The sequence below is a fragment of the Gammaproteobacteria bacterium genome, assembly GCA_036381015.1.
Taxonomy (GTDB): domain Bacteria; phylum Pseudomonadota; class Gammaproteobacteria; order Steroidobacterales; family Rariloculaceae; genus ZC4RG20.
Genome location: DASVDR010000009.1, coordinates 48,475 through 70,678 on the forward strand (window position 1 = coordinate 48,475; position 22,204 = coordinate 70,678).

General features: G+C 67.8%; 29 protein-coding genes and 1 tRNA gene. 11 read left to right on the top strand and 19 right to left on the bottom strand.

Features of this window, described 5'->3' with window-relative positions; all coding sequences use genetic code 11:
• Positions 1 to 7 precede the first annotated feature (7 nt).
• The gene (locus VF329_03375; GenBank protein HEX7080035.1) at positions 8 to 1,936 is read right to left on the bottom strand and encodes a gamma-glutamyltransferase; all 1,929 of its coding nucleotides are present in this window, start codon (positions 1,934 to 1,936) and stop codon (positions 8 to 10) included.
• Between the two features lie 184 nt (positions 1,937 to 2,120).
• Here VF329_03375 and VF329_03380 point away from each other — a divergent pair, with 184 nt between their 5' ends.
• The 8 genes from VF329_03380 (at position 2,121) to VF329_03415 (ending at position 8,090) form a co-directional block, all read left to right on the top strand.
• Positions 2,121 to 3,473: a replication-associated recombination protein A gene (locus tag VF329_03380; GenBank protein ID HEX7080036.1), complete on the top strand. Its 1,353-nt coding sequence runs from the start codon at positions 2,121 to 2,123 to the stop codon at positions 3,471 to 3,473.
• Positions 3,470 to 4,633 (top strand): AI-2E family transporter, encoded by a 1,164-nt coding sequence (locus tag VF329_03385; GenBank protein HEX7080037.1) that lies wholly within the window; start codon positions 3,470 to 3,472, stop codon positions 4,631 to 4,633. Before VF329_03380 ends, VF329_03385 begins: the two co-directional genes overlap by 4 nt.
• Positions 4,630 to 5,916, top strand: coding sequence for an SDR family oxidoreductase (locus VF329_03390; protein ID HEX7080038.1), 1,287 nt, complete (start codon positions 4,630 to 4,632; stop codon positions 5,914 to 5,916). Before VF329_03385 ends, VF329_03390 begins: the two co-directional genes overlap by 4 nt.
• Before the next feature lie 2 nt (positions 5,917 to 5,918).
• Positions 5,919 to 6,395: a DUF2269 domain-containing protein gene (locus VF329_03395; protein ID HEX7080039.1), complete on the top strand. Its 477-nt coding sequence runs from the start codon at positions 5,919 to 5,921 to the stop codon at positions 6,393 to 6,395.
• A gap of 229 nt (positions 6,396 to 6,624) precedes the next feature.
• A tRNA-Pro gene (locus VF329_03400) sits at positions 6,625 to 6,701 on the top strand.
• 99 nt (positions 6,702 to 6,800) lie between these two features.
• Positions 6,801 to 7,136 carry a hypothetical protein gene (locus VF329_03405; GenBank protein ID HEX7080040.1) on the top strand — a complete coding sequence of 112 codons (336 nt, stop codon included), beginning with the start codon at positions 6,801 to 6,803 and terminating at the stop codon, positions 7,134 to 7,136.
• Positions 7,137 to 7,339: 203 nt separating this feature from the next.
• Positions 7,340 to 7,819, top strand: coding sequence for a hypothetical protein (locus VF329_03410; GenBank protein HEX7080041.1), 480 nt, complete (start codon positions 7,340 to 7,342; stop codon positions 7,817 to 7,819).
• A 52-nt stretch (positions 7,820 to 7,871) separates the two neighbouring features.
• Entirely contained in the window at positions 7,872 to 8,090 is a 219-nt protein-coding gene (locus VF329_03415; protein HEX7080042.1) for a hypothetical protein, read from the top strand.
• 563 nt (positions 8,091 to 8,653) lie between these two features.
• Here VF329_03415 and VF329_03420 read toward each other — a convergent pair.
• The 12 genes from VF329_03420 to VF329_03475 form a co-directional block, all read right to left on the bottom strand.
• A complete protein-coding gene (locus VF329_03420) occupies positions 8,654 to 9,715 on the bottom strand; it encodes a hypothetical protein (GenBank protein HEX7080043.1) in 1,062 nt (353 codons plus the stop codon).
• On the bottom strand, positions 9,712 to 10,356 hold the full coding sequence (locus VF329_03425; protein HEX7080044.1) for a hypothetical protein: 645 nt from the start codon (positions 10,354 to 10,356) through the stop codon (positions 9,712 to 9,714). The genes VF329_03420 and VF329_03425 overlap by 4 nt, the downstream gene beginning before the upstream one ends.
• Entirely contained in the window at positions 10,346 to 10,696 is a 351-nt protein-coding gene (locus VF329_03430; protein HEX7080045.1) for a hypothetical protein, read from the bottom strand. The genes VF329_03425 and VF329_03430 overlap by 11 nt, the downstream gene beginning before the upstream one ends.
• Positions 10,697 to 11,308 (bottom strand): hypothetical protein, encoded by a 612-nt coding sequence (locus VF329_03435; GenBank protein HEX7080046.1) that lies wholly within the window; start codon positions 11,306 to 11,308, stop codon positions 10,697 to 10,699.
• Entirely contained in the window at positions 11,305 to 11,451 is a 147-nt protein-coding gene (locus VF329_03440) for a helix-turn-helix domain-containing protein (GenBank protein HEX7080047.1), read from the bottom strand. The genes VF329_03435 and VF329_03440 overlap by 4 nt, the downstream gene beginning before the upstream one ends.
• A gap of 223 nt (positions 11,452 to 11,674) precedes the next feature.
• On the bottom strand, positions 11,675 to 12,937 hold the full coding sequence (locus VF329_03445) for a phage major capsid protein (GenBank protein ID HEX7080048.1): 1,263 nt from the start codon (positions 12,935 to 12,937) through the stop codon (positions 11,675 to 11,677).
• Between the two features lie 29 nt (positions 12,938 to 12,966).
• The gene (locus VF329_03450) at positions 12,967 to 13,287 is read right to left on the bottom strand and encodes a hypothetical protein (protein ID HEX7080049.1); all 321 of its coding nucleotides are present in this window, start codon (positions 13,285 to 13,287) and stop codon (positions 12,967 to 12,969) included.
• Positions 13,284 to 13,574, bottom strand: a complete 291-nt coding sequence (locus VF329_03455) for a hypothetical protein (GenBank protein HEX7080050.1) — start codon at positions 13,572 to 13,574, stop codon at positions 13,284 to 13,286. Before VF329_03455 ends, VF329_03450 begins: the two co-directional genes overlap by 4 nt.
• Before the next feature lie 230 nt (positions 13,575 to 13,804).
• The gene (locus VF329_03460; protein ID HEX7080051.1) at positions 13,805 to 14,053 is read right to left on the bottom strand and encodes a hypothetical protein; all 249 of its coding nucleotides are present in this window, start codon (positions 14,051 to 14,053) and stop codon (positions 13,805 to 13,807) included.
• 932 nt (positions 14,054 to 14,985) lie between these two features.
• Positions 14,986 to 15,243: a hypothetical protein gene (locus VF329_03465; protein HEX7080052.1), complete on the bottom strand. Its 258-nt coding sequence runs from the start codon at positions 15,241 to 15,243 to the stop codon at positions 14,986 to 14,988.
• 72 nt (positions 15,244 to 15,315) lie between these two features.
• Entirely contained in the window at positions 15,316 to 15,645 is a 330-nt protein-coding gene (locus VF329_03470; protein ID HEX7080053.1) for a helix-turn-helix domain-containing protein, read from the bottom strand.
• Positions 15,646 to 15,746: 101 nt separating this feature from the next.
• On the bottom strand, positions 15,747 to 16,913 hold the full coding sequence (locus VF329_03475) for a tyrosine-type recombinase/integrase (GenBank protein HEX7080054.1): 1,167 nt from the start codon (positions 16,911 to 16,913) through the stop codon (positions 15,747 to 15,749).
• A gap of 348 nt (positions 16,914 to 17,261) precedes the next feature.
• On the opposite strand from VF329_03475, the gene VF329_03480 reads away from it, so the two are divergent.
• The 3 genes from VF329_03480 (at position 17,262) to VF329_03490 (ending at position 18,243) form a co-directional block, all read left to right on the top strand.
• Positions 17,262 to 17,516: a hypothetical protein gene (locus tag VF329_03480; protein ID HEX7080055.1), complete on the top strand. Its 255-nt coding sequence runs from the start codon at positions 17,262 to 17,264 to the stop codon at positions 17,514 to 17,516.
• Positions 17,513 to 17,650: a hypothetical protein gene (locus VF329_03485; protein HEX7080056.1), complete on the top strand. Its 138-nt coding sequence runs from the start codon at positions 17,513 to 17,515 to the stop codon at positions 17,648 to 17,650. The genes VF329_03480 and VF329_03485 overlap by 4 nt, the downstream gene beginning before the upstream one ends.
• Before the next feature lie 71 nt (positions 17,651 to 17,721).
• Entirely contained in the window at positions 17,722 to 18,243 is a 522-nt protein-coding gene (locus VF329_03490; protein ID HEX7080057.1) for a hypothetical protein, read from the top strand.
• A 12-nt stretch (positions 18,244 to 18,255) separates the two neighbouring features.
• Here the strand turns inward: VF329_03490 and VF329_03495 are convergent, their stop codons facing one another.
• The 6 genes from VF329_03495 to VF329_03520 all read right to left on the bottom strand — a co-directional run.
• Positions 18,256 to 19,068 carry a hypothetical protein gene (locus VF329_03495; GenBank protein HEX7080058.1) on the bottom strand — a complete coding sequence of 271 codons (813 nt, stop codon included), beginning with the start codon at positions 19,066 to 19,068 and terminating at the stop codon, positions 18,256 to 18,258.
• A gap of 293 nt (positions 19,069 to 19,361) precedes the next feature.
• Positions 19,362 to 20,555 (bottom strand): phage major capsid protein, encoded by a 1,194-nt coding sequence (locus tag VF329_03500; GenBank protein HEX7080059.1) that lies wholly within the window; start codon positions 20,553 to 20,555, stop codon positions 19,362 to 19,364.
• A 184-nt stretch (positions 20,556 to 20,739) separates the two neighbouring features.
• Positions 20,740 to 20,868, bottom strand: coding sequence for a hypothetical protein (locus VF329_03505; protein ID HEX7080060.1), 129 nt, complete (start codon positions 20,866 to 20,868; stop codon positions 20,740 to 20,742).
• Between the two features lie 207 nt (positions 20,869 to 21,075).
• A complete protein-coding gene (locus VF329_03510; protein HEX7080061.1) occupies positions 21,076 to 21,378 on the bottom strand; it encodes an HNH endonuclease signature motif containing protein in 303 nt (100 codons plus the stop codon).
• A 1-nt stretch (position 21,379) separates the two neighbouring features.
• Positions 21,380 to 21,721: a hypothetical protein gene (locus VF329_03515; protein HEX7080062.1), complete on the bottom strand. Its 342-nt coding sequence runs from the start codon at positions 21,719 to 21,721 to the stop codon at positions 21,380 to 21,382.
• Positions 21,718 to 22,204: hypothetical protein (locus VF329_03520; protein HEX7080063.1), on the bottom strand; the 487-nt coding region annotated here is incomplete at its 5' end. The genes VF329_03520 and VF329_03515, both read right to left, overlap by 4 nt.

Below are 22,204 nucleotides of genomic sequence, written 5' to 3' on the forward strand. Positions count from 1 at the left end.
CGCGAGGCTACCAGGCGATGCCGTAGTCCTCGCCGTAATCGCTGGAGCCTCCCCAGAGGGTGCCGTGCTCGAGGTCGAACTCGATCGCGTTGATGGGGCCCGACGTGAGCCTGGCCGTCTCGACGCGGTAGCCCATGGTCTCGAGCTTCGTGCGCACCCAGGACGGGACGTCGTCACGCAGAAGCAGGCGGCCCGGCTGCGCCTCGTGGCGGCCGAAGGAGCTGTGCATCTGGTAGCTGTTGAAATTCGCCGCTTCCGCCGCCTCCTGCACGTTCATGCCGAACTCGACGACGTTCAAGAAGAACTGGAGGAGGTTCTGGTCCTGTGCATCCCCGCCCTGCACGGCGAACGACAGAAAAGGCTTCCCGTCCTTGAGCGCGATGCTCGGGCTCAGCGTGGCGCGCGGCCGCTTGCCCGGCTCGAGCACGTTGAACGGGTTCGATCGCGGATCCATCACGAAGCTCTGCATCCGCTCGGACAGCCCGATCCCGGTCTTGCCCGGGATGAACGCCGGAAGCCACCCTCCGCTCGGCGTGATCGAGACGACCCACCCGTCGGCATCGGCCGCCTGAATCGACGTGGTGCCGGCGAGAAACGCCTGGTCGTCGGTCAACGTCCGGATCTCGCGCTCCGCGGCAATCGGCGGTCCGCGGCGCACTCGGGGCGACCAGGTCTCGAGCAGATGGCGGTACGGGTTGACCTCGCCTTGATACGGATACGGGTCGCCGGGGGGCACCTGCGGATCGTTTCGACGCCAGTTGATCTCGCCGAATCGCTCCCGTGCGTACTCCTTCGAAAGCAGGCCCTCGATGGGCTCCGCAGGCGGGAAGTACGGGTCGCCGTAGTAGAAATCGCGGTCGGCGTACGCCAGGTTCATCGCCTGATAGAGCGTGTGAATGTAGCGAACGCTGTTGTACCCCATCGCCTGGAGGTCGACGTTCTCGAGGATGTTCAGCGTCTGCAACAGCACCGGGCCTTGAACCCAGGTCGTGAGCTTGTAGACGTCGATACCCTTGTAGTTCGTGACTACCGGGTCTTCGATATAGACGCGCCACTCGTCGAGGTCCTCGGCCGTGATCAGGCCGCCCGCCGCCTGCGTTCCGGCGGCGATCTCGCGGGCGATGTCGCCGCGGTAAAAGCGATCGTATGCGGCCATGATCGCCTCCTCGCGGCTCTTACCGTCCTCGAGCGCGGACCGCTCGGCCTCGACGAGCTTCATCAACGTCGCGAGGAGATCGGGCTGCGAGAACACTTCGCCGGGCCGAGGCGCCCACCAGGCGCGCGGCCGCGACGGATCGTAATGCGGGAGGAAGACGCGCCGGGACCCCTCCCACTGCCGCAGGAGCTCCTTCGTCGCTTCCATCGTCTCGGCCGCGGCGCGCTCGATCGCATAGCCTTCGGCCATCTGCAGCGCCGGCTCGAGCACCTCCTCGAGGCTCATCGTGCCGAACTCGGCGAGCATGACCATCAGCCCGCCCGGGGTTCCGGGCGTGACGGCCGCGAGGGGGCCGTAGTCCGGGGGCTGGGACATTCCGCGCGACTGGAAAAACTCGGGGGTCGCGCCGGACGGCGCGGCACCGAGCGCGTTGATGCCCTTGACCTCGCCGGTGCGCGGGTCGTGGATCAGCGCCTGCGTCTCGCCGCCCCAGCCGAGCGTGTCCCACATCGTCGCCGCCGCCGCGAGCATCGCGCAAGCCGCGTCGACGGCGTTGCCGCCCTTCGCGAACGTCATTGCCCCGGCCGTGGCCGCGAGCGGCTTGCCCGCGATCGCGATCCAATGCTTGCCGTGCAGGACCGGCTTCACGGTGCCGATGTTTTCCTGGCCGGCCGCCTGCCCGGCGAGGAGCACGAGCGCGAATGCGGCGAGCGCGACGGGGCCGGCCGTCGAGGCGCGGCGGAGGGACCTGCAGGCCCCCCGAATGAGTTGATGTGCCATGGGCCAAGTGTAACCGGCTTGCGGCTCCTGAGGGGGGAACCTGATCGCACCGAGACCATCCGGGAGACCGGAGCATCGTCGCCGCCGCCGCCCGGCGAGGCCGGTGCGGCGAAACCTTCCGGGCCGAATCCGCTTTCCCGGACCGGGTTACAATCGGTGCATCATGGTCCAACCGTGAGCCGACGTGTCCCCCCAGAAGGACCTGCTCGACGCCGACGCGACCGGCGGCGCACCGCTCGCGCATCTGCTCCGCCCGCGCACGCTCGATGACTTTCTCGGTCAGGAGCACCTGCTCGCGCCCGGTAAGCCGCTGCGCGAAGCCATCGAGCGCGGCAGCGTCGGCAGCATGGTCCTGTGGGGGCCTCCCGGCAGCGGCAAGACCACGCTCGCGCGTCTGATCGCGAATTACACCGACAAGGCGTTCGAGGTCTTCAGCGCCGTCACCGAGGGCGTGCCGCGGGTGCGGGAGATCATCCGCGAGGCGCAGCAACGGCTCGTCACCGATCGGCGCGGCACCATTCTCTTCTGCGACGAGATCCACCGCTTCAACAAGGCGCAGCAGGACGCGTTCCTTCCGTACGTCGAGGAAGGCGTGATCACGCTGATCGGCGCGACGACGGAGAACCCCTCCTTCGAGCTGAACTCGGCGCTGCTGTCGCGGCTGCGCGTGTTCGTGCTCGAGCCGCTCGCACCCGAGCACATCGCGGCCATCATCGCGAAAGGTTTCGCGCGCCTCGCCGCCGACTCCGGGGCGCGGCTCGCGCCGACCGCGGACGCGATCGAGCTCCTCGCCCGCCACGCGGACGGCGACGCCCGGAGGGCGCTGAACGTCACGGAAGCCGTGTGGCATCACGCCCGCGGAAAGCTGCCGCGCGGCGCGGGCGAGATCAGCGCCGACCTCGTGATCCAAGTGCTCGAGCGTCGCATCCCGCAGTACGACAAATCGGGCGAGCAGCACTACAACCTGATCTCGGCGCTGCACAAGGCGGTACGCGGCAGCGACGTCGAGGGCGCGCTCTACTGGCTCGCGCGCATGATCGACGCCGGGGAAGACCCGCTCTATATCGCGCGCCGCGTGGTGCGGATGGCGAGCGAGGACATCGGTCTCGCGGACCCCCGTGCGCTGTCGCTCGCGCTCGCCGCGAAAGACGCGTATCACTTCCTGGGCTCTCCCGAAGGCGAGCTCGCCATTGCCGAAGCGGTGATCTACCTCGCGACCGCACCGAAATCGAACCGCGCCTACGTCGCCTGGCAGGAAGCGCTGCGCGCCGCGCGCGAGCATCCGGCGGAGCCCGTGCCGCTGCATATCCGCAACGCGCCGACGAAGCTCATGAAGGAGCTCGGTTACGGGCGCGGCTACCGCTACGATCACGACGAAGGCGGCCTCGCGGCCGGCCAGGAGTACTTGCCGGAGCGCCTCCGCGGCGCGGCCTGGTACGAGCCGACCCGCCATGGGTTCGAGAAGACCTTGGCCGAGCGGATCGAATGGTGGACGAAGGTGAAGCAGTCCGCGCGCGCGCCGGACGAGAGGCGATGAGCCCGACGACCGTCCAGAAGGCCTTCTTCGCGGCGCTGCTCGTGCTCGTCACGGCCGCGTTCCTGTGGCTGATCCGCGGATTCCTGCAGCCGATCTTCTGGGCCGTCGCGCTCGGCATCATCGTGTATCCGCTCCACGCGCGGGTCGAGCAGCGCCTGCCGCACCACCGCTCGCTCGCGGCCGGCACGAGCATGTTCCTCGTCGTGCTGATCGTGATCCTGCCGCTCGTCGGCGTCGTCACGGCCGTGACGAACGAGGCGACCACGCTCGTGCAACGGCTGAACGAGGAGGATATCGAGCTCAACCGGCTGTACGACGAGCTCGAGGAGCACTTGCCGCAGCTCACGAACCTGCTCGAGCGATTCCGCATCGATCCGCAGGGGCTCGAGACCCGGCTGGCCGAGGCCGGCGTCGCGGCCAGCCGGTTCATCGCCGCACGGGCTCTCGCCCTCGGCCAGGACACCGTGCGCGTGACGATCTACTTCTTTCTGATGCTCTACCTGCTCTTCTTCTTCCTGCGCGACGGCCCGCGCCTTCTCGACGGCCTCGTGCGCGCGCTCCCGCTCGGCGACGCCCGCGAACGGTACCTCCTCTCGCGCTTCGCCGAGGTCTCCCGCGCAACGATCAAGGGCACGATCGTCGTCGGCATCGTGCAGGGGGCGATCGGCGGCACGGCGTTCTGGATCCTCGGCCTCGCGGCTCCCGTGCTCTGGGGCGTCGTGATGGCGCTGCTCACGATCCTGCCGGCCGTGGGCGCGGCGCTCGTCTGGGCGCCGGCCGCCGTGATCCTGATCGTGAGCGGCCGGATCATCGCGGGCATCGCGCTGATCCTGATCGGCGTCCTCGTGATCGGGCTCGTGGATAACCTGCTGCGGCCCGTGCTCGTCGGCCGCGACACCCGCATGCCCGACTACCTGATCCTGCTCTCGACGCTCGGCGGCCTCACCGCGTTCGGTCTCGCGGGCATCGTGATCGGCCCGATCATCGCGGCCTTCTTCCTGAGCTGCTGGGAGATGGCGCGGGAAGAGTTCAAGGGCGAGGAAGCGCCGCCGGCTGCGCCCGAGACCGCGCCCGGCGCGCAGGTTGCGCGTCTCCCGGCCGCGGAAAAGGAGCAGGCGGCCTCGGGCGCGGCGAGCACGCGTCCGGGCCGCACGCAGTGAGCCGGGTGCTCCTGCTCGGCGCGAGCGGCCTCATCGGCTCGGCGGTTCTCGCGCGGCTCGTCAAGCACGGCCGGGAAGTGACCGCAGTCGCACGCCGCCCCGGCGCGGACCTGCCGGGCGTCGAGTGGGTCGAGCTCGATATCGCCGCAGCCACGTCGCCGCTCGACTGGCGGCCGCACCTCGCGGGCGTCGAGGCCGTCGTCAACTGTGCCGGCGTGCTGCAGGATGCGCCCGGCGACCACACGCAGGGCGTTCACGTCGACGGCGTCGCCGCGCTCTACCGCGCCTGCGAGGACGGCGGCCCGCGCCGGATCGTGCATCTCTCTGCGATCGGCGCCGACCGCGGCGCGCTCAGCCCCTTCTCGGCGACGAAGAAGGCCGGGGAGGATGCGCTCACGTCGCGCGACCTCGATTGGGTGATCCTGCGCCCGTCCGTGGTCGTGGGCAGGCCTGCCGGGGGCGGCAGCGCGCTGCTGCGCGGGCTCGCCGGGCTCCCGGCGATCCCCGACCCGCCCGACGCGGGTCCGCTTCAGATCGTCCAGCTCGACGACGTCGTCGACACGATCCTGTTCTTCGTCGAGCCCTCGACGCCCGCGCGCATCGCGCTCGACGTCGCCGGTCCCGAGCGCCTCGCCTTCGGCGACGCTGTGCTCGCGTTCCGACGGTGGCTCCGCTTTCGGCCCGCGCGGCGAGCTCGCTTCCCGCGTTGGCTCATGGCCCTCGCCTACCGGCTAGGCGATTTCGCGGCGCTGCTCGGATGGCGCACGCCGATCCGCACGACGGCGCGGCACGAGCTCGTGCGCGGCGCCATCGGCGACCCGAGCGCGTGGATCGCGACCACCGGCATCGCGCCGCAGCGGCTCGCGGACGCGCTCGCGGCGGAGCCCGCGTCCGTGCAGGAACGGCGCTTCGCCCGTCTCTATTTCCTGAAGCCCGTCGTGCTCGCGGTCCTCGCCGCCTTCTGGATCCTGACCGGCGTGATCTCCCTCGGTCCCGGCTGGGAAATCGGGCTCGAGTACATGGAGCGCGGCGGCGTCGGCGCGCTCGCCGCGCCCGGCGTCGTCGCCGGCGCCGTGGCCGACATCGTCATCGGCATCGGGATCGCCGTGCGCCGCACGGCCGTTCCGGCGCTCTGGGCCGCCGTCGTCCTCTCCGTGTTCTATCTCGTCGCCGGCACGATACTGCTGCCTTCGCTGTGGACCGATCCGATCGGCCCGATGATGAAGATCTGGCCGATCATCGCGCTCAACCTCGTGGCGCTCGCGATCGTCGACGACCGGTGACCCTGCAGTACCACGTCCTGCTCTACCTGCACGTGATCGGCGCGACCGTGCTGCTCGGCACCGGCGCCGGCATCGCATTCTTCATGCTCGTCGCGCATCTTCGCCGCGATCCGGCCGTGATCGCCGGCGTCGCGGCGATCGTCGTGCTCGCGGACTTCGTCTTCACGGCCACCGCCGTCGTCGCGCAGCCGATCACGGGCTTCCTGCTCGCCCGCTTGCTCGGCTATCCCGTGTTCGACGGCTGGATCGCCGTGTCGCTGATGCTCTATGCGGTGACCGGCGCGTTCTGGCTGCCCGTCGTCTGGATGCAGCTGCGCATGCGCGACCTCGCGCGCGAGGCGGTTCGAGCGGGCACACCGTTGCCGGCCGCGTACCGCCGCCTGTTTCGGATCTGGTTCGCGTTCGGATTCCCGGCCTTCGCCGCGGTCCTCGGAATCTTCTGGCTGATGATCGCGCGGCCGCAGTTCTCGTTCCGGTGAGCGCCGTGGGTCGCCCAAGGCGGACCCGCGGGGTACGGCGTCGCGGGTTGCCTCGGCCGGCGTCGAGGCGTATAAGGTGCGCCCGGCTACGGAGCGTATGCGCCGACGGCAACGGCCGCCCGGGTGTCATTCGCGCCGAAAATCTCGCAAAATTGCGCCGTGGAAGCGACGGGGCGCGGCAGCCCGAGCCGCACGCAAGCGCCGCCCTTCCGCAGCCCGCTCGACACGTCGGGGTGTAGCTCAGCCTGGTAGAGCACTGCGTTCGGGACGCAGGGGCCGTAGGTTCAAATCCTATCACCCCGACCAATCCACTCAATGACTTAGCCGCGTTTTCCCCCTTCCGACCGAAGCCGTACGGCACTCGTACGGCATGTCTCTCGCGCCTCCTGCGCCGAAGGAGGCCCGATGCGATGCCTTGCCGTACTGGCGCTCTTCGCCGCTCACGTCGCCCTCGCGCAGCCGATCCGCCCGACTCTCGACGAGACGGCGTTCCGGCTCGAGGTGACTTGGATCGAGAGCCAGCGCGAACTCGCCGAAGCACGACGCCGCTACGGCGCCGAGAGCTTCGAGCGCTCGATCCTCCGCCGAGGCCCCGAGGATGGCTTCGCCGTCCTCCTGCGCGTCGACGGCGAGCTCGTGTGCCGGCTCTACATCCGCCGGCCTGAGACCGTCGATGACGACGCCACCGCGATGATTGGGCACGAACTCATGCACTGCCTCGCCGGGGCGTATCACCGATGAGCGCCCGCCGCCGCGCCTGCCGCTTCGGCTGCACGCCCGACGCGCGCCATCAGCTGCACGTGCTCGGCATCTTGTTCCGCCGTTCGAACGAGCGATTCGAGCGGTGGCTGAATCCGCCTCGAAAGGGGCGGTAAGCGGCCCGACCGGACGCTGCAACGTCCGGCCGAGCCTTGCCACAACCCAAGCCTCAAGAGGCAAGAGCCATGACCGATACCACTGTACCCGAGTCCTCTGAGACCGTCCGAGAGCCGGTCGATACCTCGTGGATCGACGCGGAGACCCGGTTCAACGACGCGGCCGACGCGCTGAGTGTCCTCGCTGATCTGCTCGTGTGCACGGGCGGCAGCTATGCCGACATGCACAAGATCACGCCGACCCGTCTCGGCACGATGATCGAGCAAAACCTGAGAGACCTGCGGGAAGCGTTCTCGCACGTGCTGAACGAGCGGCCCGAGCGCGCTATCGTTGAGGCCGAGAAACGCGAGACGCCCGCCGAGCCTCGCCGCCCGGCACTGGACTGCGAAGACGACCTGATCGCCGCCTCAACGCTCGTGCAGGCCATCTTCTGCGGCACCGACGGGGATCACGATATCCCGCTCATCGACGAGATCCCGACCATGTGCAACATGATTCACGCCCATCTCGACAACGTGAAGCGCAGGCTCGGGCTGAAGCGCGACTGATCCGGCCGCGAACGGGATACCCTTTCACAAAACGACACCGACGGGAGACGATATGTCATCACTAGATAGGTCAGATCTCGGATTAACAATCGAACAATACGAAGACTGCATTGATGTCGTTGCCGAGCTTCTTCTCAAGATGCGCGGCACCCTCATTGAGCGCATGAAATCTGGCGGACCGCGAACGGCGGGGTTCACACTCAGCGAACGGCAGGCCGAGGCAGTCATCAACGACTACTGCGACTTCATGAGTCGGCGCGACGACGACTGACCGCTGCGCGCGCCCACACGCTTCGAGCCGGGCCTTCAGTGCCCGGCTTTTTTTGCGCCAGAATTGAGCGGCGGGAAGGTCGGTGCAACAAACAATCCGGCATCGATGCCGGGTTGTTCTTCACCGGTAGCAGGAGGCCGATGAACAAACCCGTATCGATACGGGTTTGATTGGTGGTGACGCCCGTGAGCGGCGCGGGGCGGGCGGTGCAACAGCAGAAAAACGTGGCCAGGTTGGCCAGGTTTCAGCGGTAGCAGGAGGTGAGCGGCGGGCGGGGCGGGCGTCACCACGTCCCTCCAAAAACGGTTCCGATGAGGAACCGTTAAAAAAAGGTTCCGATGAGGAACCGTTTAGGGCGGAAAAGGGCGAAGCCGCCGCCGCTCGGCCTCGCTGATCACCTGCCCGGTCGCAGGGTCCAGCGGCAGGAATCGCACGCGCCCCCCGGAGGCCGCGGCCGCCTCCGGCTTTGCACGCTTCGCAGCACGCGTGATCCCAATCGTTGAACCCCGGCCGCGGCACCCAGCACGCGGTCCCGCCGCAGGCGAAGCACTCCCGCGGCGTCCTCATGACATGGAGTAGGTCGCTTGAAGCCCAACGCCGATGCCCTTGGAGCCGCTGGTCGTGAACGTGCCGTCACCGGTGACGCGGCTACCCGACACTTGCAACAGCAGGAACGAGAACGTCCCATCGGGCTCGATGCGCATCCGGCCTGCGTAACCGCTGCCGTTGTCGATCACCGGATGCACCACGAGCACCTGTGATTTCGTCGGCCGCAGCGGTGCAGGTATCCCAGACCAGTTGTTGAACGTCGATTCCGACGTCCCCACGATCGAGTTCGGGAATCGCAGCGTCACCGTCTCTCCGGTGCGCGTGAACTCGCAATCACCGCTCACCGTCCCGAAGAAATCGTCCGGGTCGCCCGTGACCGTGAACGTGTCCACCTCCGAGTTCGTGTCCGCGCTCGTGTTGTCGCCGGTCACGTCCGCGCGCGCGATCGAGCCGCGGGCCGGCACGCCGTCGATCTCGACGTGACGCAGCACGCCGAGGATGTGGTGCCTGCACTCCGGCCGATCTTGGATGACGCAGCCGGAGCCTTTCGTCGTCAGGTAGTAGGCGTTGAACAGCCAGGCGAGCCGCTTCACGTAGGTCCCGCCACGCGTCGGCCGGCCGTTCAGCTCGATGATTCGCGGATCGCTGCGCATCCTCGCGACCATCGCAGGATCCAGGGTGCAGAGCACGATGTCCCCATCGCGCGCGGTGGCGTCGAGATCGAACCAGAGCCGCGCTCCGTCCGGCACGAGCGGCTCGAGGCACCGGCCACCCGCGACGCACTCGTAGAATCCGACCGTCGTCGCCGCGGGATCACGCAGAGTGAACCCCTCGCGAACGAGACGCGACCAACGCCATGCCCAGTAACGCCCCCGGCCCTCGTTCGACATGCGGACGAGCGCGCGGAGATGGCGTTGATCGTGCGCGACGCGCCGCTGCCAGTTCAGCCTTTCCGCGGCTTCCTCCGGCGTGTACGTCGTCTTCGGCGGCCCCCACCGGACCAACGGCGGCGGCTCGGCCAGGCGGCCGGGGTCGAATGCGGGGGATTCCTGCAATGCTTTTGCGGTCGCGCTCATACTTGTCTCCACGGCTCCAAGTTGAGCAACGCCTGGCGCTCGCGCTCTGTCTGGAATGCTTGACCCTCACGCGCGCTCGCGATACCGCCGCGCGAGAGGCTATTGATGAACGTCGAGGCCGTGTCGCCCGGCTCGAACACCTGATGGTCGATCCACCGGACCGGCGGCGCGTTCGCCTTCTGTAGGTCCGCGTCGCCGGTGACGGAGATGACGGCCGGCTGCCCCTCCTGGCGCTTCGACTCCGCGGCGACCATGACGCCGTTGAAAATCACTTCGAAATCGGAGGCCACGGCCGACTCGTCGTCCGTCAGGAAGCCGAGCCAGATTTTCATCTTGCGGCCGAGGAAGGCGCGGCGGTCCGCGATGAGTTGCTGCACCACGCCCTCGGTGCCGTCGAGCTCGCCGGCCGAGAACGTCACGGTGACGGGCCCGCCGATCCCCAGGTCCTCGGAGATGTCGGAGACGTCGACCGCGCCCTCGGCCTCGACGAAGACGAAGCCGTCCATGTCGGGATCGCCGGTGCCGACGGGGGCGAACGCACCGGGGCCGGTGTAGCCGCGCAGCGGCGCTCCTGCGATGTCGAGCAGTCCCCAAAACACGGGGCGCACGACCGGGCCGGTCAAGTGGTCCTCAAGTGCCAAGATGATTCTCCTTTCGGTCGTGGAGCAGCGCCTCTGGCAGCGTCGTCTCACCGAAGGCAAACACCCCGAGCGCATTCGGATCGGCGAAGGCGCGGCCGCGGGAGTTGGCGCCGGTGTCCTCGAGCGACTTCGGCTTGTCGGGCATGCTGCCGATCGCAATCAGCCCGAGGCCCGCCTGCGCGATCAGCCCGAGCGAGATCGCTCCGCCCGCGAGGAACGGCGTCGTCACGGCCGCGACGAGGCCGGCACCGCCCGCGACGAGTGTTCCGACGCCAAAGGTGAAGAAGCCGAGCGCAGCGATCCCGACAATGGTCGCGATCTTCTTGAAGGTCTTGCCCATTCATATCCTCCACGGGTGAGTGAGATTGTTAGCCCATGCATGCATGAAGCGACGCGCCTTGCTCGCTGTGCCGTAGGCCGGCACGCCGTCGAGCTCGAGCGCGACGCACACCCCGAGCACACGGCCGACGTCCTCGAGCCGAAATCCGTATTGCCTGCACGTCACCCAGAGCCGGCCGCCGCCATGTCGCAGCACCTTCAACGCGAGGTTCGTGAATTTGCCGTCCGCCGCATAACGTCGTATCCACGAGTCGCGAACCTCGGGCGCCTCGCTCTCGAACCCGTTCACGATTCGTCGCGCGAAGTCGTCGTGCCAGCGGATCAGCACGAGGTCAGCATCGTCCGCAGCGATCGAAGGATCGAACACAGCGAACGCGCTCGCCTCCGTCGGGATCAAGGGCGAGAGAGAGTCGCCGCCCTCCACGCCCCGGGCGACGATCAGTCCCGCGCGATCGTAGGCCGGGCGGCGAATCCTGAAGCGCGGCGCGAATCGCTCGAACTCGAGCGGCGCATAGCGAGGCGAGTACAGGGCCTCGGGCCGCGGCGGAAGCGGCTCGGCCGGCGCCGGGAACTTGCGAAGAATGTCGCCGGCATGGTCGCGGATCGCGATCACCTCGCCTGCTCCGTCGGTTGGGAGCGCTCGAGCAGCGCCCGCACGGCGCGCTCGTGAACGCGCAGCGCCTGCGCGATGTCGCGCACCGTGAGGCCGGCGCGGGCAAGGTCGACGACGGCGCGGAGACGGGCGAGCTCGGTCACTTCACGGCTCCGTTAACGTTACAACAGGTTTTTTCGGTCACTTCAGCGCTTCCGTTAACGTTAAAACAGGTTTTTTGAAGTGCACGCACAAATTACCGGCCCCCTCGCGATCCCCGATTAACGTTAACGGAGACTTTCGAGTACCCCGAAGGTGCCGGCCGCGTGGTGCCAAAGGAGGCGAAACACCACGCGGCCGACTACTCGGCGGACCGAATCGCCGAGATTACGAAAGCGCGATGCCCTCCATCGTGACGAACGAGTCCTCGCGCGCCGGCTGGAAGTCGACGCGGGCGTAGACGAGGATCGCGACCTGCAGGTTGTCGCCGAGGAAGCGCTCGCGCAGCGGAATCACTCGGATGTCCTGGCGCACGCCATAGAGCAGATCGGACCACATCGCCTGGAACGCTGTCGTCGTGTCCGGCGTTCCGGTGGCGACCGGCACGCTCGTCGTGACGAGCATCGGCTGCGTGAGCGCCGCGGGCTTCACGAGCGGTGTGTTGTCCGACGTGAGCCCCGTCTTGAGCTTCGCGAGATCGGCCCACAGCCGCGGGTGAATGATCGAGGCGCCAATGCCGTCGAGCGGCACGTTGTCCTGCAACAGCGCGCTGATACCGTCCACGAAGAAGTCGTAATTCGTCGGCGCGCCGATCGCGGTCACGGTGTTGCGGCCGGCGAAGTTCGCGACGCCCATTGGGTTGTTTCCGGAGCCGTCGCCGATGAGGCCCGCCTGGTCGATCGCCACCGCCATGCTCTGCGTGAGCGCCCGCGTGATCGCCTCCTCGACGTTGACGGAGTCCTGCGCGAGCTCGAGCGAGAGCTTCGTCAAGCCGACGATCGTCTTGCTCGTCAGCGTCACCGCGTCGAAGGTCGGGTCACTGTCAGCGATCGACGCATTCTCCGCGTGCCAACTGACGGTCGGGTCGCCGGTGATCTTCGCGATTTGCAGCGTCTTCGTCGTCATCGGCACCATGCGGGCGCCGGCCTGTGAGAGCACCATGCGCTCGCGCAGCCGGTCGATGAACTCGCGCGCGAGCTCCTCGGGCACCGTGTAGCCGCCGGCAGAATCGGGCGACGTCGCGAGATCGTTGTGGAACTCGGCCCAATCATCAGCGCGCTTCCCCGTCAGAAGGCCCCGCATCCACCGCCCGAACGAGGCGCCGGACGTGCGCGGCTGCCACCGCTCGCCGTGCGACAGCAGCCGGATCGGCTCGCCGGTCTCGGTGTTGATCCACGTCTCGCCGTGCGTCGACGGCGCCGTGCCGTCAGGCGTCGAGGGATTCGCCGCGAAGTGCCGATCGGCCTGAGTGTCGAGCAACCGCTGCTCGCGCGCGATCTCCTGATCGAGCGCCTCGATCTCGGCGATGCCGTCGTCGTAGCGCTTCTGATGCTCCTCCGTCCACTTCTTGCCCGAGTGCGTGTCGAGCAGCTTGCGCAAGTCCGCCGCGATCGTGTTTCGGCGCTCGCGCTTGTCCTGAATCGAAAGCATTGCCGGAATCCTTGAGTGTGCTAACGAAGTCACGACAGTACGCGAGCGTCGAGCGAATATCCGCAGTTTGCCGCCACTCTTTCGGCCTCTCTTTGCGCCCCGGTTTCCAGCGCCTCCAGCTCGAGGCGAAGTTGCTTCAACCGCCATGAGAACAGGCGCACGTTCTCCCGATCGCGCCTGATCTCTGCCACCTTCAACTGCCGCTCGACGTGCTCGATCGCACCGCGGAGCTTGAAGACGCGATGCCGGCGCCGCTTCTCGGCGTGCTTGCACCTGTCCGAGCAATAGACGCGATTCGGCCGGCCCTCGAAAGGCCTGCCGCAGTAGAGGCAGTCGCGCGGGACGTTCAATGGAGTTGCCGCCCCTTGCGCCGGAGCTCCGTCACGACGGCCTGAAACGCCGCCTCGGGTGAGGCGTCCGCCGGCAGCACGAGATCGGGCAGCGCCACGAACAGGAGCGGCGCCGCGACGCCTACGGGCACGTGGGTGACGCCACGCAACTTGATGCCGGTCTCGAGCAGCTCCACGACGAAAAGCCGCGCCATCTCGTCCACGATCATGCCGGCGCCGCGGTAGCCCTCTTTGCGAGCGCGATCAAGCGCCAGTGCGGCGGCCGCCCCGATTTCTGGTAATTGCATCTCGCCTCCATTGCATTACGTGCCATTCAAAACGCCACCAGGCGAACTGCGCCCAGCCGCACAACCACGCCGCCCAGCGCCAGCGGTGCCGGTGCCGCACGTAGTCGCTGCACGTCCACTCGACGCGTAACTTCCTCACGACAGCACCACGGCCGCGGCCGTCAGCACGATCGGCGCGAGCAGCTCGGCGAGGGCGGCGAGGCGGAGTAACGTCATCATTCGGTCAGTCCTCAGATGTACGGTTGCCCGGTCTCGGGGTCGTACTTCACCCCCGGCTCCGCCCGATCACCGGCGTCCTTCAGCGCACGGCGAACCTGGTGCGTCGTGAGATCGAACCGCCCGCGGCACAGCACGCGGATCCGCTCGGGGTCGCGCGACTGCGCGACTCGGGACGCCTTGGCGACGTGCTCGACGACCTGCGCCCACCAGTCGATCTGCTGCTCGGGTGTCTGCGGCTGCGCCTGTCTGTCGGCCATCATGCCGGCGATGCGTCGCTGCGCGGCTTGTGCTGCTGCTGCGTCGTCGGCTGCGTCTTCGTCTTCGGTCTTCTCGTCTTTCGTCTCGATCGCGTTTTGCGCGCGCGGCGCGAAGCGCCCTTCCGATGACTTCTTCGATGAGGACTTCGATGAGGAGTTAATTGAAGACTTCGTAGGACACCCGTGTCCGCACGATGTGTCACCGGTGTCCGCACGATTGCTCCGAATGTCCGCACCATCGCGCTCCGTGTCCGCACCAACGGCTCGAATGTCCGCACGAACCGCTTCCGGGCCCATCGTCCGGACACCCGTGTCCGCACCATGTAGATAACTCGCGTTCGTGCGGACACCCGTGTCCGGTGCATCGCCGAATTCGACGTCTCCGATGGCTACCTCGTTGATTTCCTCTTCCGTTTCGGAGAGCTCGACGTGATCTGGGACGGAGGCGGTGTATACCGTGCAGCGCCAGCCCCTCGAGCGGCCGCGATGGTGCGTTTCGCAGTGCAGCCACCCGAGGGCCCGGGCCTCCTCGACGTGTCGGCGAACCGTTCGCGATGTGCACCGAGCGCCCTTCGCGATCGTCTCCTGACTCGGCCAGCAGGAGCCGTCGCGGTCCATGAAGGTAGCGATGGTGTACAGCGTCAGCAGCACGCCGCCGTCGTCCGGGCCGTGGTCTCGCAGGGCGCGGCGCCAGATCCACGGATCGACAGCTCGAGGCATCAGTCGCCCCGCTCGCCGAGGATCCCGCGGTCGACGTAGGCGACGTTACCGGCCGTCATCGTCGCGCCTCACGACCTGGCGGGAGTACAGCCGGTCATAGAGCGCGACGATCGTGGTATGATCCCGGTCGTCGCGCCGTGCCCTCGGCGTAGTCCCACGATGATCTGCGCGCCGCCGGGAGCCACCCCGGCCGGCGCCGCTTTTGCGCGGCATCATCACGCCGCCGTCTGCTCGGCGTCGCGTTGATTGGCGCGGATGATCTCGGCGCCGAGTATCTTGGTGCGCTTGCCGTCTTTCGTCGCCTTCAACACACCGGCGGCGATCTCTTGATAGATGCCAGCCCGAGACTTATCGCGCGCGGCCGCCGTCTCATCGATCGAGTAGAACTGATTGGGATCGAGGATCGCGGGTCTCAGCGCCCGACGTTCGGCAGTTCGCGACGCGCGCTTATTATTCGGGATTCCCCTCGGCATGGACGCCTCCTAATTCTTCGGACGTCCATCTATATATATTCACGGTCCGTTGCGTGTCACGACAGGAAATCGCTATTTCTTGTCGGCCAGCCTTTCAACGTCGAGCTTGAATCCTCGCCGTCGCTGACGGCTTAGGACGCGTTCGGCGTACTCGCCCCATTCGTCGACCGCGCGCTCGACGGTTCGCCTGTCGACCCTGAACTTCTCCGCCACGGCGTCGACGTCGACGCCGGCGGCAACCATCATCGCCATTCGCGACTCGCGAACGGCCGTGCGCATCTTTCGACGACGGCCGCGCCCCTGGCTGTTGAGACCGAGCAACGTCCGAAGCTCGTCCAAGTCCTCGCGCTCGTCCCACACGTCGAGAATCGTCTCGACTTCGTGAAGCTGACGGCGACACATCTCCTGCCAGCCCGGAGTACCTGGAGGCGTGTATAGGAGCGTCCACAAACGGCGCAGCAATTCGATGATCGCTGGCTCAGGATCGGCGCCACGGCCGCCGGTCACAGCATCTCCACGGCCGCCAGCCGCTCCCGCGCGGCTTCGGCGACAAGGTGCCCGTAGTGCTGCTCGATCATCGCGAGCGACGTGCCGGTGAGGCGGGCGACGTCAAGCGTCGGCATGCCGGCCCGGAGCGCCTCGGTGATCCACGAATGACGCAGCGTGTAGAGCACGACGCCCTTCGGGAGCTTCGCCTTCGTCGCCGCCTCGCGGATCAGCTCGTCCCAGTCCGAATGACCCCACGGCCGGCCGTCGTCCTGCGTGAGCAGATACGCGCTCGGGAGCTTGCCCTTCGCGAGCCTCTCGAACAGCGCCACGGCCGCCGGAGAGAGCGGCACGGCCCGCGTGCCGGTCTTGCCGCGGAACGTCGCTGTCGAGGTCCTGGCGTCGAACTGGGAGCGCTTCATGCTGACGAGCTCGCCCGGCCGGGCGCCGGTCAGCATCGCGGCCTCGACGAGATTGCGCACCGCGCCCTCGCAGGCCTTCAGGAGTGCCCGCCGCTGCTCGAGGTCGAGATAAAGCCCGCGGCGCCGCTTAGCGTTCCTGTGCTTCTTCACGTCGCGCAATTCCTGCGCGAGCGACGGATGCACGCGCCGATTCGAGATCGCGAAGTAGAGCGCCGCTCGTAGCGCCTCCCAGTTCCGATTCTGCGAGTCCTTCGAGCCCTTGATTCCGTTGCGCCACTCGCGGAGCTTCGCCGTGCGGAGCTTGTCGAGCGGCACCTTCCCGATCGGCTGGTCGTAGATCAGCCGGCGGAACCGCATCTCGGCGTCGTGAGCGGCACCCCAGCCCGGCACGGCCTCGGGATCCTTGCGTCGGTCGCCCTTCGCGGTCGCGCCGCGGCCGTCCGCTTCCAGGCCCGCGACGTACTCCCGGCATGCATCCGCGACCGTGGGCGGCCTGTCTGTCACGCCGGCGTCGAACGACGCGAACCAGTCCTCGGCGGCCTTCTTCGCCGCGCTGTAGTCGTTCGTCTTCGTGACCTGCCCGAGCGAGCGGTAGCGCTTCTTCCCGTCGTCGTCGCGCAGCTTCGCGATCCAGACGCAGGAGCCGTTCTCGAGCTTGCGGACGCCGATGTGCCGGCCCCTGTCGAGCGGCGCGGCCCAGTACGGCTCGCGCCTCGGCTCAAGCGCATTGCGGACGCTGACCTTCTGAATTTCGACACTCATGCGGAAAGACGCAGGGGACGCCGTACGGCAACCGTACGGCAATCCTATCGTAGACGACGGTAGACACGCAACGACAGAATGCCGTAGTATCAACGCATTGCGCAGACGCGCGTAGACACGGAAAGACGGAAAACCGGCGTTCGGGACGCAGGGGCCGTAGGTTCAAATCCTATCACCCCGACCAGTTTCCCCCTCTGCGATCAACGCCTTACACCTTCTCCCGAAAATCGACGCTCACCCGGACGCCCTCGTAAGCGCCGTGTAAGCGACTACGTACCCGGATTTCTCGCCGCCCTGCTCGCCGCCCCCGCCCTCGCGCAGCCGGTACGCCCCACCATCGACGAGACGGTGTTCCGGCTCGAGGTCACCTGGGTCACGACCCAGCGCGAGCTCGCCGAAGCGCGGCGACGGTACGGCGCGGAGAGCTTCGAGCGCTCGATCCTGCGCCGAGGCCCCGAGGATGGCTTCGCCGTCCTCCTGCGCGTCGGCGGCGAGCTCGTGTGCCGCCTGTACGTCCATCGGCCCGCGCATGTCGACGACGACGCGACGGCGATGCTCGGGCACGAACTCATGCACTGCCTCGCCGGGGCGTATCACCGATGACCGCCCGCCGCCGCGCCTGCCTCTACGGCTGCACGCCCGACGCGCGCCATCAGCTGCACGTGCTCAGCATCTTGTTCCGCCGCTCGGACGAGCGATTCGAGCGGTGGCTGAATCCGCCTCGAAAGGGGCGGTAAGCGCGGCCGGTCGGTGCTCGCAACACCGGCCGGCCACTTGCCATAACCCAAGCTGCAAAGGAGCTTGAGCCATGACCGATACCACTGTACCTGAGCCCGAGAACCGCGACCGAGAACCCGTCGGCAGCCTGCTCGAGATCATCGACGGCGTGCGCGACCGCCTGCGCTTCGCCTCCGGCGTGCTGGCGCTCTACCTCGAATCCTCAGAGCACGATGAGCCGGACCGCGACGCGATCGCCGGCGCCGACGAGCACTTGAGCGAAGCCGCACAGCTCGTCGACCGTCTCGAGGCGATGAAGGATGAGCTGCGCGGGAAGCGGGCCGCGCCTGCCGACTGGCTCAATCAGACCCGGACCGTGTACGAGCGGGACCGCGCACACGCCGAGCAGGAAGGCTTGGGCGACGAGCAGGTCGCGGAGGAGCTCAGGCGGCATCTTTGGTACGTCGACCGGATCCTCGCGGCCGGCGAGCTGAACGACGATTACCGCGTGTCGTACACCTGCACCGCGAAAGGCCTGCGCGCGTTTCTCGGCGAGCGGCGGTTCATGGAGCGTCTGCATTGCGACGACCCGGAGCCGGAGCCCGCCGCCTAAACCTGCACTCGGTCAGGTTCCCTTTGACCCCGCTTCGGCGGGGTTTTTTTTGGCGGCCTCCTGCGCAAGCCGTCGCCGCGCCGCCTCGCTGATGACCTGCCCGGTCGCAGGGTCCAGCGGCAGGAATCGCACGCGCCCCCCGCAACCTGTGCGGCCTGCGCGGATGCTGTGCCCGACCCGGTGACGGTCGCGCCCGCCGCAGCCGGCCGCACAGAGATGCCGACGATTGCAGGGAAATCTCCGGTGACGGATTGCGCATCCGGAGCTCCCGGGGCCTCCGCCGTAATGTACAGCGTGGCCGTCCCGTTTGACTGTCCACTTACCGGGCCAGCGACAACAGCCTGGCCAGCGCCAAAATTCGTCGGCCGCGACGTCTGCGGCGCAGAACGAGAGCAGCAGCCCATCGCTGCCACACGGAAGGACCTCCGTCGTGGCTGTTTGGTCGCTGGTCGCCGCCGCGACGGCATCGGACGCTAGCACCGGGTCGCTCGTATCCTCGTCGTTGACGAACGCGATGACCACCGGCACGCCGTCCGCGGCGGCGCCGGCGAGCGTGAAGCTCAGCGTCTTATTCGGACCCGACGTGAAGCCAGAGGCGCGATACACATGGATCTCGGACGCGCTCTCGAACGTCGTGAATCCGTCGACAAACTGCGCGTCTTCTCCGTCGAGCGAAACCGCACTGAACGGACCCTCGGTGCCGCCCCACTTCGTCAGCCCGATGAACGCGGTCGTCGCCCCCGCCGGGATCGTAACGTCGGAGAGTTCATGCGCCGCGGCATCAGCCGTCGTGGCACCTTCGTAGACGCCGACGACGTTCGCCATTCAGGCCGCCCTCAAGGGATGCGGATATCGTTGGAGCAGCGCCCGCACGGCGCGCTCATGAACGCGCAGCGCCTGCGCGATGTCGCGCACCCGTGAGGCCGGCGCGGGCAAGGTCGACGACGGCGCGGAGACGCGCGAAGTCATCACCGGCCGCCGGACCCGGGACAAAGCCCCGGGATACTCCGGCTGCCGGGCCGGCCGCGACGGTGGAGGCCGTCCGCCGGCTCTGCACGGTTGCTTTCATGAGAGGGTGACTCATGCAGTAAGACCCTCGCCGCGCGCGGCCGTTGGCATTAGGTCGTCTTCAGCACCTTCACCGCATCGTTGTTCAGGATGCGGCCGCCGAGCCGGCGTCTGACGTAGTACTTCGCGTATCCGGGCTCCGTGATGTTGTCGTCGACCGTGATGCGTAGGCCCTGGACGATCGCGAGCAGATACCCGCGGCGCCAGTTTCCGAATGCGATCGGATGCGCGTTCGTGGCGACCGTCGGCATGCCGTCGCACATGAACACGGAATAGCCGAGCAGATTCCCGGACGGCGCGCCGAGACCCGGAACCCAAAGGTACTGCTCCTGGCTGTCCTTGAGCTTCCGCACGCTCGCGAGCGAGTTGCGGTGCATCACCCAGGCGACGCGCTCGCCCATGAGATACCGCTCCTTGATGCTGCTCACCGCGAGGTCGATCAGCGAGTCCGGCAGTATCGCGTCCGGCGACGCCGACGACGCGATGAATTGCAGCGCGTCGGCATCGCGGAGCGGCGAGGCGTCGTCCGCGGTCGCCACGGGCGCGGTGTTGAGGAAGCCGGTCGGCTTGTTCGTTCCGTTGCCCGAGATGATGACGTTCGCCTCCTCGGCCGCGAACCCGTCCGAGATGTCCTCGACGAGCCACTCCTGCACGTCGAAGAAGATGTCGTTCAGCGATTCCTCGGTCGCCTTCCGATAGGCGTAGATCGTCCCGAAGGTCGGCGCGCGCTCGCGCAGGCTCGGCGTGCTGGTGGCGGTGCGCGTGTCGGTCTCGCCGACCCAGCCGACCGTCTCGCCGCGGATGTCGACGAGATGTCTGTAGTTCGCGTTGCCGACCTGGACGACCTTCACGAGCTGCCGGAACGGGTTCAACTGCGAGACCCGCTTCTCGATCGCGCGGTCGATGATTTCCGGCACCGCGAAGCTGCCGCCGGCGTTGACCGTCGTCGAGACGTCCTTGCGCTGAAGCTCGGACTCGGCCTCGAGCAGATCGCGCTTGCGCTGCTCGCTCCGAGGATCTCGAATCCACTTGCAGAATAGCTGGCTGTGCTCGCGCTGCTCCCGCGGCGAGGCCGTGACGCCCGGCTGCTTCGCGCGCGATTCGAGTTCCTCGATCCGGTTCCAGATCGTCGAAGCGCTCGTCGTTGGAACTCTTGAAGGCGTCGAACGCCTTCGCGTTCTCCGCGATCGCCTCGCGGATTTCTTCCCATGAAACTGCCATGCGGGTATCTCCCGTGGATGCAAACAGGATCACGGCGCATAGCGCCGCGGCTTCCATCGGGATCAGCATCGCGCGTGATCGCGTCCGATGTCGCGGCCGGGCATAAGCAGCCTCGCGCTGCCGAAAAAGAACCTGCGTCGCGCAGGCTTCCGGACCGCTCGCGTCCTCCATCGAAGGAGCGGGTGAATTGTACCACATTCGGCACGATCAGTTCACTGTCGGCGGCGGCACGCTCATGCCGTCCTCGACGGCATCCGCGACACGCCGGAGATGCGCCGCCGTCTCCGCGGAGCCGATCGCGCCGGCAAGGACCTCGACCGCGGCGATCAATAGCACGGCGCCCGCGTCGCAGGGATGGATGACGTAGGCCGGCGCGCCATCTCGCGGAGCCGGGCCTGCGCCTCGTCGAACTTTCGTCGGTGGTCGTCGTCAGCCATCAGAGAACCCCTCCGTTAACATTTTTTGCTGGCAGCGTGAGCAAAAAGGGCGGGCGCCGGTTTCCGCTCGCTTTTGCCCCAGCGTTCGACCCCGCCCCCTCTAACGTTAACGGAGCCGCCGGCAGCCGCCGGGCCCGACCTCGACCGCCGGATACCCGTCGGGCCCATGCAGCACGACCGTCCTGCCCTTCTCGACCGCCTGCTTCGTCGAGTTGTGGTGCGTCTCGCAGAGGCTCTGCCAATTCGCCTCGTCCCAGAAGAGCACCGGGTCGCCGCGGTGCGGGATCTTGTGGTCCACGACCGTCGCCCGCTCCATCCTATCGAGCGCCTCGCAGAGCGCGCACCACGGATGCTGCTCGAGGTAGTTCGCGCGTGCCTTGGACCAGCGGCGGCCGTAGAGCCGCGCCATCTCATCCCGCCCGCACCTCAGCGATCAGCGTCTCGTTCCACTCGGCGACCTGCCCGGCCGCGCTCACCGCTTTCACCGTGGCGAGATACACCCGGCCGGCCGTGATACCCGCATCGCCCGGGATCGTGCCCTGATACTTGCCGTCCGAGTCGGCCACGTAGGCAAGCGCCATGGGCACTGTGACCCCGGAGACTGGGTCGCCTGTGCGCTTATCGACCAGCGCCAAGAGCACGACCGTCGCATTGTTTTGGTACGCCTCGACGTTTCCATCCGCATCTCCCGTGGCGAGCCCATCGAGCTCAAGGACCGTGGTGCTGCCGATGTAGAGGGTCGAGTGGCTCATTCAGGCCTCGCTGTCACTGCCCCGATCAGGGCGGGATAGGCCTCCGTCGTGCCTACCAGTACAGGCCATGCCCTCACCGTGCCGATCAGATACGCTCCACTCTGATCCGATCCGGCGACGGTCGAAAACTGCGCGACCAAGTGCCCCTCGCCGGTGATGATCGCCGTGACCTGGCCCGCGCCGGCGACGGCCGCGGCCTGAGCAGCCAGCGCGCCCGATCCGGAGACATGGCCAGGGATCGCCCCGGTGCCGGCCACGGCTGCCAGCTGCGCCTCGAGCGTCCCGCTGCCGGTGATCTCCCGCTCGCCCGTTCCTGCGGCGGATGCGGCCTGCGCCTGTAGCGCCCCGACGCCGACGATCTCGCGCTTTCCGATCCCGGCCACCGTCGAGGCCTGCGCCTCGAGATTGCCGGAGCCCGTGATCCCGCCGCTGACCGAGCCCGCACCCGATACCGTCGACGCGCCCGCTCCCAGCTCGGGCGGC